Here is a 12,800-nt window from a genome sequence, read left to right as displayed (position 1 = left end):
AGCAGATCAATCATGTGCGGAATCGTCGCCATCGCCGGCCGTCAGCCGGTCGCGCAGCGCCTGTTCGAAGGGCTGAAGCGGCTCGAATATCGCGGCTACGACAGCGCGGGTATCTGCACGCTCGTCGACGGCGGGTTTGAACGGCGGCGTGCCGAGGGCAAGCTCGACAATCTTGCGCGGCGGCTGGCGGAAGCGGCGCTCCCCGGTACCACCGGCATCGCACATACCCGTTGGGCCACGCACGGCGCGCCGACCGAGAACAATGCCCACCCGCATATCGCCGGGCCTGTGGCGCTGGTGCACAATGGCATCATCGAGAATTTCAAGTCGCTCCGGGCCGAGCTCGTCGCGGACGGTCGCACGCTCCTCAGCGAGACCGACAGCGAGGTGGTCGCGCACCTAGTCGCACGCGAAGTCGAGGCCGGACGAAGCCCTGAGGAGGCGGTGGCTTCCGTGCTTCCGCGGCTGCATGGCGCTTTCGCCATGGCCTTCCTGTTCCGCGACCATGAAGGGCTGGTGATCGGCGCTCGAATGGGTGCCCCGCTGACGGTCGGCTTCGGGGAAACCGAGAACTTCCTCGGATCCGACGCGATCGCGCTCGCGCCCTGGACCCGCAGCATCGCCTATCTGGAAGAGGGCGACTGGGTGGTGGTCCGTCCGGACTCGGTCAGCATCTTCGATCGCGACAATCGCGCCGTCGAGCGGCCGGTGGTCGAGAGCGACGCCAGCGCCGAGACCATCTCCAAGGGCAACCACGCCCATTTCATGCGCAAGGAGATTTTCGAACAGCCGGTGGTGGTTGCGCAGACGCTGCAAAGCTATGTCCGGGCCTTCGAGGGCGAGGTGGCGATCCCCGCCGCCGATTTCGACTTCGCCGAGGTCGACCGGGTCACCATGGTCGCCTGCGGCACCAGCTTCTATGCCGGTATGGTCGGTAAATACTGGATCGAGCGCTTCGCTCGCATTCCCGTCGATATCGACGTGGCGAGCGAATTTCGCTATCGCGACCCCGTTCTGGAGCCGGGCGGCCTTGCGCTCTTCATCAGCCAGTCCGGCGAAACCGCCGACACACTGGCCGCGCTGCGCCATGCGCGCTCCCAGGACCAAAAGATCGCCGTCGTCGTCAACGTGCCTACCAGCTCGATGGCGCGCGAGGCGGACCTGCTCCTGCCGACCCGCGCCGGGCCGGAGATCGGGGTGGCTTCGACCAAGGCCTTCACCTGCCAGCTGGCCGTGCTGGCGGCGCTCGCCGTCAATCTTGCCCGCGCCCGCGGGCGGCTAAGCGCCGAGGAAGAGCGCGAGATCGTCGCCCACCTCGCCGAGGCGCCCGAGGCCATGACCCGCGCCCTTGATCATGACGAGGACATTGCGGCGATGGCGCACCTCATCGTGCCGGCGCGCGACGTGCTCTACCTTGGCCGTGGACCCGATTACCCCATGGCGCTCGAAGGAGCGCTGAAGCTGAAGGAAATCAGCTACATCCACGCCGAAGGCTATGCGGCCGGGGAAATGAAGCACGGGCCGATCGCCCTGATCGATGATGCCGTGCCGGTGATCGTGCTGGCGCCGTCCGGACCCTTGTTCGACAAGACCGTCAGCAACATGCAGGAAGTTCGTGCGCGCGGCGGCCAGATCATCCTCATCAGTGATGCACGGGGGATATCCGAAGCTGGCGAGGGTTGCCTCGCCACGATCGAGATGCCGCAGGTACACGAGCTGATCGCACCGCTCGTCTATGCCGTGCCGGTGCAGCTGCTCGCCTATCATGTGGCGGTGCTGAAGGGCACCGATGTCGACCAGCCCCGCAACCTCGCCAAGAGCGTCACGGTCGAATGATTCGGGGCTGCTAGCTTCCCAGCCACCAGCGATAGGGCAGCCAATATTGCGCGTGGGTGGCGAACGTCAGCCAGGTGAACAGAACCGCTCCGCTGTAGCCGGCCACGATCGCCTTGCCGAAGCCTCTGGTGAGCAGGGTGCCCGGCACACGGGCGAGAACGACGAACTGGAGCGGAAGCAGGTAAAGGGCGATCCGGTCGACAGCGGTCGACGAGGGGGTCAGCAGCAGGGCTGCGGCCGCGATCAGCGAGACAAGCGAGAAGTTGCGCCACAGCTGACCCTCCGTTCGGGTGAAGCCCAGGCGTCCGCGGAACAGGAGGAAGATGACAGCCGGCACCACCGACATGGAGATGCGGATCGCCGCTCCCCCTGAGCTGTAGCGGCGGTCGATGTAGCTGCTCACCAGATTGTCGAGGCTGTCGCGCAGGAAGACGACGTAGAGGCCGATCGTTGCCGAGGCGAGCAGGGCGATGTTGATGCCCCGATTGCGCTCGCCGGCGAAGGCGATCAGCGGAAGGCACACGATGGCCGTCTTGTGGAAGGTCGCGGCGAGAGCGAGCCAGAGGATGAACCGGAAGACGCTGTTGGTCCGCAGCAGGCTGGCAAGCCCGATCATGACGAAGCCCAGCGCCGCCGCCTGGCGGGTGTAGCCCATCGCCACGACGGTCACGAGATAGGGAATGGCGAGCAACACGGCGAGCCACGGCTCGGGCTCGCGCCGGGCAAGCGCGGCGATACCGAGCACTGTCGCCGACGCGCAGGCAAGGTTCACCAGCCAGACGCCGCCACCAAGCTCGTTGGCGATCAGGTTGAGGAGGAAATATCCCGGGTCGCCCCTGGCGATGACCCGTTCGAACGAGGCTTGGCCCGACCAGGCGAACATTCGTTCATAGGCATCCCAGTCCGCTCCCACATCGTAGCGCAGGCCGATCATGACCGTCATCGCGATCAGCCCGACGATCGCCAGCAGCGGAAGTCCGGGACGGGCAGGAGCCGTGGGGCTGGTCCACCCGCCCGCGGTCGCAGCCGCCGGCCGCGACAGGATCAGGCCCAGGAAGAAGTAGGCCCAGAGCAGCCAGTAGGGGATCAAGCGGTTACTCCGGTCAAAATGCCCGAGCGCGCAACTTTGGGCTCGAAAGCGGGAACGTCTCTGCTATCGGGAGGCGGGGCGTCCATGGCGCGCGGCGTAGCGAAGCAGGGAGGGGCAGTGAAGGGTATTATTCTTGCGGGCGGGAGCGGGACCCGCCTGTTCCCTGCGACCATCGCGGTCTCCAAGCAAATGCTGCCCGTCTACGACAAGCCGATGGTCTATTACCCGCTCGGCATGCTGATGCTGGCCGGGATCCGCGACATATTGCTCATCTCGACGCCGCACGATCTTCCACTCTTCCAGCGGCTGCTCGGCGACGGCAGCGCCTTCGGCGTCCGGCTCTCCTATGCCACGCAGGCCGAGCCCAACGGGCTGGCCGAGGCCTTCATCATCGGGCGCGACTTCGTCGGGGAAGACAATGTCGCGCTCGTCCTTGGCGACAACATCTTCTACGGAGCCGGTCTTGGCGATCTTGCGCGGGCGGCCGCAGAGCGCTCTCGTGGATCGACGATCTTCGTCTATTCGGTCGACGACCCCGAACGCTACGGCGTCGCCACCTTCGATGCCGAGGGGCGGGTCACCGACATCGAGGAGAAGCCGGCCGAGCCGCGCTCGCACTGGGCGGTGACGGGGCTCTACTTCTACGACAACCGGGTGCTGGATATCGCCGCCAACCTCAAGCCCAGCCCGCGGGGCGAGCTCGAGATTACCGACGTCAATCGCGCCTACCTCGAGCTTGGCGATCTGTACGTGACGCGGCTCGGGCGCGGCTATGCGTGGCTCGATACCGGAACGCACGAGAGCCTGCATGATGCCGGCTCGTTCGTCCGCACCATCGAGCATCGCCAGGGGCTGAAGGTCATGTGCCCCGAGGAGATTGGGCTCGAGCAGGGCTGGCTTGACTCCGCGGCCGTGCTCGCCCGTGCCGACCAGCTCGGCAAGACACCCTATGCCGCCTATTTGCGTCGCCGGGTCCAGGAGATGGCTCTTGCTTGAGGTCCATCCGACCGGGCTCCCCGGCGTGCTCGAAGTAAGGCCGCGCCGGATCGGCGATGACCGCGGCTTCTTCTCGGAGACATGGAGCGTGAGCCGCTTCGCCGAGTGCGGGATCGAGGCCGCGTTCGTGCAGGACAACCATAGCCGCTCGGCAGGCGGCGTGCTGCGGGGCCTCCATTATCAACTTCCGCCCTTCGCTCAGGCCAAGCTGGTGCGGGTCAGCCGGGGGAGGGTGTTCGACGTCGCGGTGGATATCCGCCGGTCGAGCCCCACCTTCGGCCAGTGGACCGGGGTGCTGCTGTCGGCCGACGAGTGGAACCAGCTGTTCGTGCCTGCCGGCTTCGCGCACGGCTTCCTCGCCCTCGAGGACTCGAGCGAGGTACAATACAAGGTCTCCGCCCCGTACAGCCCCGACCATGACCGAGGAATCCGCCCGGACGATCCGGCAATCGGCGTGGAATGGCCACTGCCGCGTGATCAGTGGCTGCTGTCGGCCAAGGACCAGGCGGCACCTCTGCTGGCCCAAGCGGAGCTGTTTGCATGAGCGCCATCCTCGTCACCGGCGGCGCCGGCTTCATCGGCAGCGCGGTCGTTCGGCGGCTCGTTGCAGCTGGCCACCATGTGGTGACGCTCGACAAGCTCACTTATTCCGGCACCCGCGCCTCGTTGCGCGACGTCGAGCAAGCAGCCAACCACCGCTTCGTGGAAGGTGACATCGGCGACCAGGCCATGGTCGGTGCGCTGCTCCGGGAGGAACGGATCGAGGGGGTGATGCATCTCGCCGCCGAGAGCCACGTCGACCGTTCGATCGACGGTCCGGGCGTCTTCATCGAGACCAATGTCCTCGGTACTTACCGGCTGTTGCAGGCTGTGCTCGATTACTGGCGGAGCCTTGAGGGCGCGCAGCGCGACAACTTCCGCTTCCATCACATTTCCACCGACGAGGTGTTCGGCGACCTGCCGTTCGACAGCGGCTTCTTCACCGAGGAGACGCCCTACGCGCCATCGTCGCCCTACAGTGCAAGCAAGGCGGCGTCCGATCATCTCGTCCGGGCCTGGCACCACACCTACGGCCTGCCGGTGGTGCTTTCCAACTGCTCGAACAATTACGGTCCCTATCACTTCCCCGAGAAGCTGATCCCGCTGGTCATCCTCAATGCGCTCGAGGGCAAGCCGCTGCCGGTCTACGGCAAGGGCGAGAATGTCCGCGACTGGCTGTTCGTCGAGGACCATGCCGCCGCGCTCGAGGCGGTCCTGACCCGGGGCGCGGTCGGCGAAAGCTACAATGTCGGTGGCCGCGCCGAGCGGACCAATCTTCAGGTGGTCGAGGCGATCTGCGATGCGCTGGACGTGCGCCGGCCGCTGCCCGACGGCACGCCCCGGCGCGCGCTCGTCACCTTCGTCACCGACCGCCCGGGCCACGATCGCCGCTACGCGATCGACTGTGCCAAAATCGAGCGCGAGCTCGGCTGGGTTCCTTCGGTCAGCTTCGAGGAAGGCCTTGCCCGCACCGTCGACTGGTACCTCGACAATGAATGGTGGTGGGGGCCGCTTCGGGCACGCTACGCCGGCGAGCGGCTCGGCCGCGGCTGATGCGAATCCTCGTCACCGGCCACGACGGCCAGGTCGCCCGGAGCCTTGCCGAGCGTGCTTCGGATCATTCGACGCTGGAACTGATCTTCGCCGCGCGTCCGGACTGTGACCTTTCCGTGCCAGGGTCGGCCGCAGCGGCGATCGAGGCGGCGCGACCGGCGCTGGTCGTCAACGCGGCCGCCTACACGGCCGTCGACAAGGCCGAGCAGGAGCCCGACCTTGCCCGCCGCATCAATGCCGAGGCCGCTGGCGAGATCGCCGAGGCCGCTGCAGCGGTCGGTGCGCCGCTGATCCACATCTCGACCGACTATGTCTTCGGCGGCACCGGACGCGCGCCGATGACGGAGGACGAGCCGATCGCTCCCTTGGGCGCTTATGGCTGGACCAAGGCGGAGGGCGAAGAGCTCGTTCGCGCGGCTCAGCCCGACCACCTTATCTTGCGTACCGCCTGGGTCTATTCGCCGTTCGGCGCCAATTTCGTGAAGACCATGCTTCGCCTTGCCCGCGACCGTGAGGAGATCGGCGTCGTCGATGATCAGCGCGGTTCGCCGACCAACGCGCTCGATCTTGCCGACCTCATCCTTGCGCTCGCCGCAAGGCGCCTGGGCGGAGATTCGAGCGGGTGGGGCGCGACCTACCATGCCGCGGGGGCAGGGGAGGCGAGCTGGGCCGAGGTTGCCGCGGACGTGATGCGCGTCGCCGCTGCCAACGGAGCGCCCGCCGCCACCATCCGCTCCATCGCCACGAGCGACTTCCCAACGCCGGCCCGTCGCCCGGCCTGGTCGGTGCTCGACATGGGCAAGCTCGAGGAAACCTTCGATTGGCGCTTGCCGGAGTGGAGACCGAGCCTGGCACGGGTCGTCACGAGGCTGCTGGACGAGGGGTGATGCGCGTCCTTGCCTTCACCCGGTACGATTCCGACGCTGCCAGCACCCGTTACCGCCTCCTTCAGTATCTGCCGGCGCTGGCCGAAGCCGGGATCGAGGTGGAATGGCATCCTCTGCTTGGCCACGGCCACATGAAGCGGCTGGTGGATGGAGGCGGAGGCGCTGCCCGGCGGGTTCCAGCCGCTTACGCGCGCCGGCTTGCAAGCCTGGTGGCAGCACGACGGCCCGACCTCATCTGGGTCTATGGCGAACTCTTCCCCTATCTGCCCGCTGCATTCGAGCAGGCGGCCATGCCGGATGCCGTTCCGGTCATCTACGATTGGGACGATGCCTTTCACCTCGCATATGTGGAACATGGCCGGGCGGCGGTCCGGCGCTTTCTCGGGCGCAAGTTCGACCGTCTGCTGAGTGCCGCCGCCGCCGTGACCTGCGGCAATGCCTTCCTTCGCGATCATGCCGCCCGCTTCTGCGAGCGGAGCCTGGTCGTCCCGACGGTGGTTGATACCGACCGCTGGCTTCCTGGTTTGGTGATCGAAGGTCCTCCGATGATCGGATGGATCGGCTCCCCAACCACCTGGGCCAATGTTCGCCCTCTGCTCGGATTGCTTGCCCGCCTCCATCGCGAGACGGGAGCGCGTGTTCGTGCCATCGGTGCAGGAGCGGCGGCGGAGGCGGACCGCTTCGAAGGGCTCGACCTCATCGAGTGGAGCGAGGCGACGGAGATCGCCGAGGTACAGCGCTTCTCGATCGGGATCATGCCGCTGCTCGACCGCTCCTTCGAGCGTGGCAAGAGCGGCTTCAAGTTGATCCAGTATATGGCCTGCGGACTGCCGGTGATGGCCTCGCCCGTGGGGGTGAACAGCAGCATCGTCCGCGACGGCGTGAACGGCATGCTCGCGGCGAGCGAGGCGGAGTGGGAGCAGGGTTTGCGGCGGCTGATCGGCGATGCAGGCCTGCGCAATCGCCTCGGAGCCGCCGGCCGCGGGATCGCGATCGCGGAATATTCGCTCGCCTCGCAGGCGCCGCGGCTCGTCGAGCTCTTCCGTGAGGTCGCGCGGAGCTAGGCGCTGCCCCCAAGGGCGCGGTAGATGCTGTCGTAGCGTCGCACCCCTTCGCCAAGGTCGAACCAGTGTGCGCGCGCTTCTCGCCAGCGCTCCATGTCCGGTCGCAGCGCGCTGAGCGCATCGAGGCCACGCGCATAGCCGTCGCGATCCATCTCGACGATCGACACGCCGGCGCCCACTTCGCCCATAATGCGGTCCATGTCGCCGACCCCGGCATTGGTCAGGACCGGCAATTCAAGTGCGAGCAGCTCGCCGAGCTTGACGGGGGAACTCGCCTGCTTGGAGAAGGTCGGACGGATAAAGAACAGGCCGTAGTCGGCAGCCGCGAGGAAGGCTGGCACCTCCTGCCTGCTGGCCGGCCTTATCCGCAGGCTTTCCTCTGAAATTCCCCTCTTGCGAGCGGCACCGATGATCGGACCTGGCGCATCGCGGGTCACGAACAGCAGGACGGCGCCCGGATCCCGCTCAAGCTGTACAGCGAAGCAGTCGAGCATCTCGTCCAGCATGTACCAAGTGCCGATCGAACCGAGATATGCCGCGACGGTGACCTCATCGGGGATCGAGAGCAGCGCGCGGGCTTCTGACCTTGCGCCTGAGGTGACGGGGGGAAAGGCTTCGAAATCGGTGCAGCAGGGAATGACCGTGACTGGCGGACCGTCATCGCCACCACGCCACGCCAGGATCTGATCTCTTCCGGCTTCGGTCAGGCTGACGATGTGGTCGGAGGTGCGAAGAAGCTGGGCTTCCTTGCGCTTGAAGAAGCGGTAGACGGTGGCGAACAGCGGATTGTCGAGCTTCCACAGGCCTCCCTCGACGCGCTCGTCGGCCCAGAAGCCACGCATGTCGAACAGCAATCTGGCGCCGTGGCGCTGCACCGCCTGGCCAACCAGCGCCGGCGGGTAGCTGCGACAGTGAACGATGTCGAACGGCGTTCGGCGATGGAGGTCGATGGCCACCTTCCGCATCCGAAAGAGATCCTTCAAGGTCGAAAGCACCGGCGGCTTGCGGGTGTAGCCTTGCGGATGCCAGTCGATCCCAGCATCGCGGCATTCCAAGGCCATCGCCTCGCGCTCAGCCGCCGACCGCTCGGGCTTCTCGAACGTGATCAGGCTGATCCGATGTCCGAGCGAAGATAGTCCCTTCAGGTAGGCGAGCACCTGACTGGGTCCGAGAGGGTCGGTCAGTCCGTCGTAGGAAAGGTAGAGGATGGCGGCCATGGCCGGCGGGCCTTAGGCGAGCAGGGGATTGCTGGACAGCCCCGACATGCTGCGGCAAGGGCGGGCCAATCACTCGTCAGCCATTCACGAAAGCCGACCTTGTCCCGTCTCTATTACTCCCGCAAACGCGTGATGGTCACCGGCGGCGCCGGCTTCCTCGGCTCGCATCTGATCGATCGTCTGCTCGCCGAAGGGCATGACGTGCTTTGCGTAGACAATCTTTTCACTGGCTCCAGAGACAATCTCGTCGAGGCGGCGAAGAACCCCAATTTCGAGTTCATGCGGCATGACGTGACCTGGCCGCTATACGTCGAGGTCGACGAAATCTGGAACCTCGCCTGTCCGGCCTCCCCGATCCACTATCAGCATGACCCGGTGCAAACGACCAAGACCAGCGTGCACGGGGCGATCAACATGCTCGGCCTCGCCAAGAGGCTGGGTGCGCGCATCTTCCAGGCCTCCACCAGCGAAGTCTATGGCGATCCGCACGTCCACCCCCAGCCGGAAGGCTATTGGGGCAACGTCAATCCGATCGGGCCGCGCAGCTGCTATGACGAAGGCAAACGCTGCGCCGAGACCTTGTTCTTCGACTATCACCGGCAGCATGGCCTGGACATCAAGGTGGCCCGCATCTTCAATACCTACGGGCCGCGCATGCATCCGGCCGACGGGCGAGTGGTCAGCAACTTCGTCATGCAGGCGCTGAAGGGCGAACCGATCACCATCTACGGCGATGGCTCACAGACCCGCAGCTTTTGCTTCGTCGACGATCTCATCGAAGGCTTTCTGCGCTTCATGAAGGCGCCGGCGGAGGTGACCGGTCCGATGAACCTCGGAAATCCGTCCGAATTCACGATCCTCGAATTGGCAGAGATGGCGATCCGCCTGACCGGCAGCGGTTCGACCATCGTCCGCCAGCCGCTCCCTGCCGACGATCCCAAGCAGCGCCAGCCTGATATCGCCCTCGCACGCAAGGCGCTCGGCTGGCAACCGACGGTCCCGCTCGAGCAAGGCCTCGAGCGCACCATCGCCTACTTCAAGCAATTCACCTGAGCTGACGACCATGGCTGGCAAGCGGCAGCGTATCGCCGTTTTCATTCCTGACCTTGGAGGAGGCGGCGCGGAGCGCGTCCAGCTTAGTGTGATGAAGGAACTGGTGAGCCGCGGCCACCAGGTTGACCTCGTTCTTGCCTTTCACGGTGGTGCCCTGCTTGAACTGCTGCCGCCGGAGGTCAGGGTCTTCGAGTTGCGCGCGCCGCGCCTCGCCTCCACCCTGCTGCCGCTGGTCCGTTACCTGAAGAAGGAGCGGCCCGATGCACTACATGGAATCATGTGGCCATCGACCGTCATAGCGCCAATCGCGCATTTGCTTGCAGGATCAACAGCTCGGCTGATGGTAAGCGAGCAGGCGGCGCTTTCACAGCAATATCGGAGGAAGCGTCAGCGCGCCCTTCTGCGGACAACGGCGCGCCTCGCTTGGCCTCGCGCCGACTTCCGTATCGCCTGTGCGGCAGGGACCGCCGACGATATTGCCTGGCTCTCGAGACTGCCGCGCTCGTCGTTCGAGGTGATAACCAATCCGACCAGCCCGCCGGAAGTGATCGCAAGCACGCCGGAGGCGGAGGAATGGTGGGGCGACGCTGACGGCAGGGTGATTACAGTCGGTCAAATGAAGGCGCAGAAGAACCATGCCCTCCTTCTTCGAGCCTTCGCCCGGCTAGTCGGTAAGTGTCCAGCAGCCAAGCTGATGATCCTCGGTCGTGGCCAACTCCAGCCAGAACTCGAAGCACTTGCCGCCGAACTCGGCATTGCCGACCGCGTGATCTTCCCCGGCTTTCGCCTTTCGCCTTGGCCGTTCCTTGCATCTGCCGATCTATTTGCGCTGTCGAGCGACTATGAGGGCCTTCCGCTGGTGCTTGCGGAAGCCATGCACGCCGGCCTCAAGGTGGTCAGCACTGACTGCACCAGTGGTCCCCGCGAGTTGCTCGATGGTGGTCGCTACGGGAGACTGGTTCCGGTCGGCGACGCTGCGGCCCTGGCCGACGCCATGGTCGAAGCACTCGGCGAAGCTGCCAATCCGGAGCGACAGCGCGGCCGAGCCGAAGTGGTCTCAGGCAGGGACAGCATCCGCCGCTACGCCGACCTTCTCACGGGGGCAGTGACAGACGAACCAGCATCGTTAAGATCGTCGCAATGTCCAGAAAGCTGATAAAGCGCCTTGTATTCAGCGGCCTCGCGTCGCCGCTTCTGCTACGGCGGCGACTTCACCGCTTATATAGCCTGAACCTGATCACGATTCTGAACTTCCACCGCGTGGCGCCGGATGATCGCAGTGCTTATGCGCCGCTCGATCCTGATCTGTTCGATGACGTACTTGCGTTTGTAAGCGACCGCTTCGATGTGTTGCGGTTCGCCGAACTCCCAAGCTGGCGTAGGAGCGAGCGACCTGCCCTCATCATTTCCTTTGACGACGGGTATCTCACTTCGTCGAGCATGCCATGCCGCGGCTCGCGAAGTACGGTCTCGTCTGCAACCACAACCTAATTCCCAGCGCTGTCGAGACTGGCCGTCCACCAATCAACGTCCATTTTCAGGATTATGTCGGGAGAGCCTCCGAGGCACGTCTCAAGGCTCTGCAGGTAGAAGGGTTCGGATCACTGGATCCTGCTGGAGACAGAGTTTCGCTTGGCCAACGGCTTTCGAATTTCGTCAAGAGCCGCTCCATGGCTGAGCAGAGGAAGATCCAGGACGAGTTACTACCGGCCATTAATGAAGATCATGATTTCTGGCCCACGCCGATGATGAAGGAAGCGGAATGGAAGCATGCGGCCAGCGTTCACGAGATTGGTGCTCACAGCTTTGAGCATGCGAGCCTTGCCTTCGAAACTGACGACTATGTGCGGGATGATGCGCGACGATGCCGGTCGTGGATTGAAGAGCGGCTTGGCGTTATGACGGACATCTACGCGGTTCCTAACGGATCAGTGAACGAGCGAACTGCCAATCTGATTAGAGCTGAGGGCTTCAAACATGTTCTCCTAACTGGCGAGCGTCACGCACGCGCAACCGACCAGGAACCGGGACGATTCACCATGTATGGGGAGACACGCGCAGAGCTTAGAGTGAGGGCTTGTGGATGGACGGGGCGCTCGGCGTGACCGACATAGGCAGAGAGTATGCAATCGAGGCTCTGACACCGGATACGTTCGACGAACTGGCACCAATTATGCTCGATGCCTTTGGGGACCAAGTCGACACCGGTTACTTTCGATGGAAGTATGTCGCCAATCCATCTGGGCCTGCCATCGGTAACATCGCACGGACCAGTCAGGGCGAAGTAGCTGCCTTCTACGGCATGATTCCAGAAACGTACCGCACGCCATCGGGTCCACGCAAAATCTATCAGAGTTGCGACACCATGACCCATAGTGGTCATCGACGCCGCGGCCTCTTTCAGAGACTTGCGCTAGCCACGTACGCCGACGCCCAGCGGAGCGACCCCGGCTTCTTTGCTTTTGGCTTTGGCGGGCCAACTTCGACGCCAGGCTTCCTCAAGATGGGATGGAAGATCGCCTTTTACGTCCCTTTTCTCTTCGAACCTTGGCCGGTTTCGTGGATCAAGGCTGGTCGCCAACGGTCATTCGAAGCGGAAAGTTCTGATCTACGCCTTCACCAGCTGGTCGCTGCAGCCGATCAAGTCTCTGACCGTGGCATTCTCAGATCACCCGAATTTGTGATTTGGCGCCTCGCGAATCCATTGCGCCGTTACCGCATTTTATTGAGTGACGAGGCGTATGCCATCGTACTCGACGGACCCCACTTCACCTTCGTGTTCGACTTTTGGGAAGCAAGCCCGGGCGCGGGCCGTGATTTGCTGGCAGAGCTCCGTGCATCGGTGAAGAAGAGGCGCGGCAAGGGCCTCTTGACGTTCTGTCAGCGGGGCAGCTCATTGCATAAGCTGCTGGCGAGACACGGCTTCTTGCGAAATCCCTTCTCCAAGGGCCCGGCGTCGGATAAGTTACCCTTGATTACGTATGGGCAGTGCCCTTGGAAGGACGAAGAGAGAGGTTGGTCGATAACCCCGTTCGATCACGACAGCTATTAGTTCAGCTCTTTT

General features: G+C 64.4%; 12 protein-coding genes. 10 read left to right on the top strand and 2 right to left on the bottom strand.

What is annotated here, in order from left to right:
• Window positions 1–12 precede the first annotated feature (12 nt).
• The gene (glmS, locus tag JOY29_RS03670) at window positions 13–1,836 is read left to right on the top strand and encodes a glutamine--fructose-6-phosphate transaminase (isomerizing) (RefSeq protein ID WP_300974846.1); all 1,824 of its coding nucleotides are present in this window, start codon (window positions 13–15) and stop codon (window positions 1,834–1,836) included.
• 10 nt (window positions 1,837–1,846) lie between these two features.
• Here glmS and JOY29_RS03665 read toward each other — a convergent pair whose 3' ends face one another.
• On the bottom strand, window positions 1,847–2,926 hold the full coding sequence (locus JOY29_RS03665) for an EpsG family protein (protein ID WP_300974845.1): 1,080 nt from the start codon (window positions 2,924–2,926) through the stop codon (window positions 1,847–1,849).
• A gap of 117 nt (window positions 2,927–3,043) precedes the next feature.
• Here JOY29_RS03665 and rfbA point away from each other — a divergent pair, with 117 nt between their 5' ends.
• From rfbA to JOY29_RS03640, 5 genes are read left to right on the top strand one after another with little or no spacing between them, the layout of a single operon-like run.
• A complete protein-coding gene (rfbA, locus tag JOY29_RS03660; RefSeq protein WP_300974844.1) occupies window positions 3,044–3,922 on the top strand; it encodes a glucose-1-phosphate thymidylyltransferase RfbA in 879 nt (292 codons plus the stop codon).
• Window positions 3,915–4,466 (top strand): dTDP-4-dehydrorhamnose 3,5-epimerase, encoded by a 552-nt coding sequence (gene rfbC / locus JOY29_RS03655; protein WP_300974843.1) that lies wholly within the window; start codon window positions 3,915–3,917, stop codon window positions 4,464–4,466. The genes rfbA and rfbC overlap by 8 nt, the downstream gene beginning before the upstream one ends.
• Entirely contained in the window at window positions 4,463–5,515 is a 1,053-nt protein-coding gene (gene rfbB, locus JOY29_RS03650; protein ID WP_300974842.1) for a dTDP-glucose 4,6-dehydratase, read from the top strand. Before rfbC ends, rfbB begins: the two co-directional genes overlap by 4 nt.
• Window positions 5,515–6,402: a dTDP-4-dehydrorhamnose reductase gene (gene rfbD / locus JOY29_RS03645; protein WP_300974841.1), complete on the top strand. Its 888-nt coding sequence runs from the start codon at window positions 5,515–5,517 to the stop codon at window positions 6,400–6,402. The genes rfbB and rfbD overlap by 1 nt, the downstream gene beginning before the upstream one ends.
• Window positions 6,402–7,466, top strand: coding sequence for a glycosyltransferase family 4 protein (locus JOY29_RS03640; protein ID WP_300974840.1), 1,065 nt, complete (start codon window positions 6,402–6,404; stop codon window positions 7,464–7,466). The genes rfbD and JOY29_RS03640 overlap by 1 nt, the downstream gene beginning before the upstream one ends.
• Here the strand turns inward: JOY29_RS03640 and JOY29_RS03635 are convergent.
• Window positions 7,463–8,683 carry a glycosyltransferase gene (locus JOY29_RS03635; protein WP_300974839.1) on the bottom strand — a complete coding sequence of 407 codons (1,221 nt, stop codon included), beginning with the start codon at window positions 8,681–8,683 and terminating at the stop codon, window positions 7,463–7,465. The genes JOY29_RS03640 and JOY29_RS03635 overlap by 4 nt on opposite strands.
• Before the next feature lie 99 nt (window positions 8,684–8,782).
• Between JOY29_RS03635 and JOY29_RS03630 the strand changes: the two genes are divergently transcribed.
• The 4 genes from JOY29_RS03630 to JOY29_RS03615 all read left to right on the top strand — a co-directional run bounded on the left by JOY29_RS03630 (window position 8,783) and on the right by JOY29_RS03615 (window position 12,788).
• A complete protein-coding gene (locus JOY29_RS03630) occupies window positions 8,783–9,736 on the top strand; it encodes a UDP-glucuronic acid decarboxylase family protein (protein ID WP_300974838.1) in 954 nt (317 codons plus the stop codon).
• Window positions 9,737–9,746: 10 nt separating this feature from the next.
• Window positions 9,747–10,892 carry a glycosyltransferase gene (locus tag JOY29_RS03625; RefSeq protein WP_300974837.1) on the top strand — a complete coding sequence of 382 codons (1,146 nt, stop codon included), beginning with the start codon at window positions 9,747–9,749 and terminating at the stop codon, window positions 10,890–10,892.
• A 289-nt stretch (window positions 10,893–11,181) separates the two neighbouring features.
• Complete coding sequence (locus JOY29_RS03620; RefSeq protein WP_300974836.1) at window positions 11,182–11,841, top strand: polysaccharide deacetylase family protein; 660 nt, start codon at window positions 11,182–11,184, stop codon at window positions 11,839–11,841.
• Window positions 11,820–12,788 (top strand): GNAT family N-acetyltransferase, encoded by a 969-nt coding sequence (locus tag JOY29_RS03615; protein ID WP_300974835.1) that lies wholly within the window; start codon window positions 11,820–11,822, stop codon window positions 12,786–12,788. The genes JOY29_RS03620 and JOY29_RS03615 overlap by 22 nt, the downstream gene beginning before the upstream one ends.
• The last annotated feature ends 12 nt before the right edge of the window (window positions 12,789–12,800 follow it).

The organism is Sphingomonas sp. LHG3406-1 (genome assembly GCF_029637485.1).
Taxonomy (GTDB): domain Bacteria; phylum Pseudomonadota; class Alphaproteobacteria; order Sphingomonadales; family Sphingomonadaceae; genus Sphingomicrobium.
Note: the sequence above shows the minus strand (reverse complement) of the source record. Positions and strands in the feature narration are given on the sequence as shown.

Coding starts and splice junctions, on each gene's coding strand:
- JOY29_RS03615 (WP_300974835.1), top strand. CDS start 11,820: ATGGACGGGGCGCTCGGCGTGACCGACATAGGCAGAGAGTATGCAATC.
- JOY29_RS03640 (WP_300974840.1), top strand. CDS start 6,402: ATGCGCGTCCTTGCCTTCACCCGGTACGATTCCGACGCTGCCAGCACC.
- JOY29_RS03620 (WP_300974836.1), top strand. CDS start 11,182: ATGCCGCGGCTCGCGAAGTACGGTCTCGTCTGCAACCACAACCTAATT.
- JOY29_RS03625 (WP_300974837.1), top strand. CDS start 9,747: ATGGCTGGCAAGCGGCAGCGTATCGCCGTTTTCATTCCTGACCTTGGA.
- JOY29_RS03635 (WP_300974839.1), bottom strand. CDS start 8,683: ATGGCCGCCATCCTCTACCTTTCCTACGACGGACTGACCGACCCTCTC.
- rfbB (WP_300974842.1), top strand. CDS start 4,463: ATGAGCGCCATCCTCGTCACCGGCGGCGCCGGCTTCATCGGCAGCGCG.
- rfbD (WP_300974841.1), top strand. CDS start 5,515: ATGCGAATCCTCGTCACCGGCCACGACGGCCAGGTCGCCCGGAGCCTT.
- glmS (WP_300974846.1), top strand. CDS start 13: ATGTGCGGAATCGTCGCCATCGCCGGCCGTCAGCCGGTCGCGCAGCGC.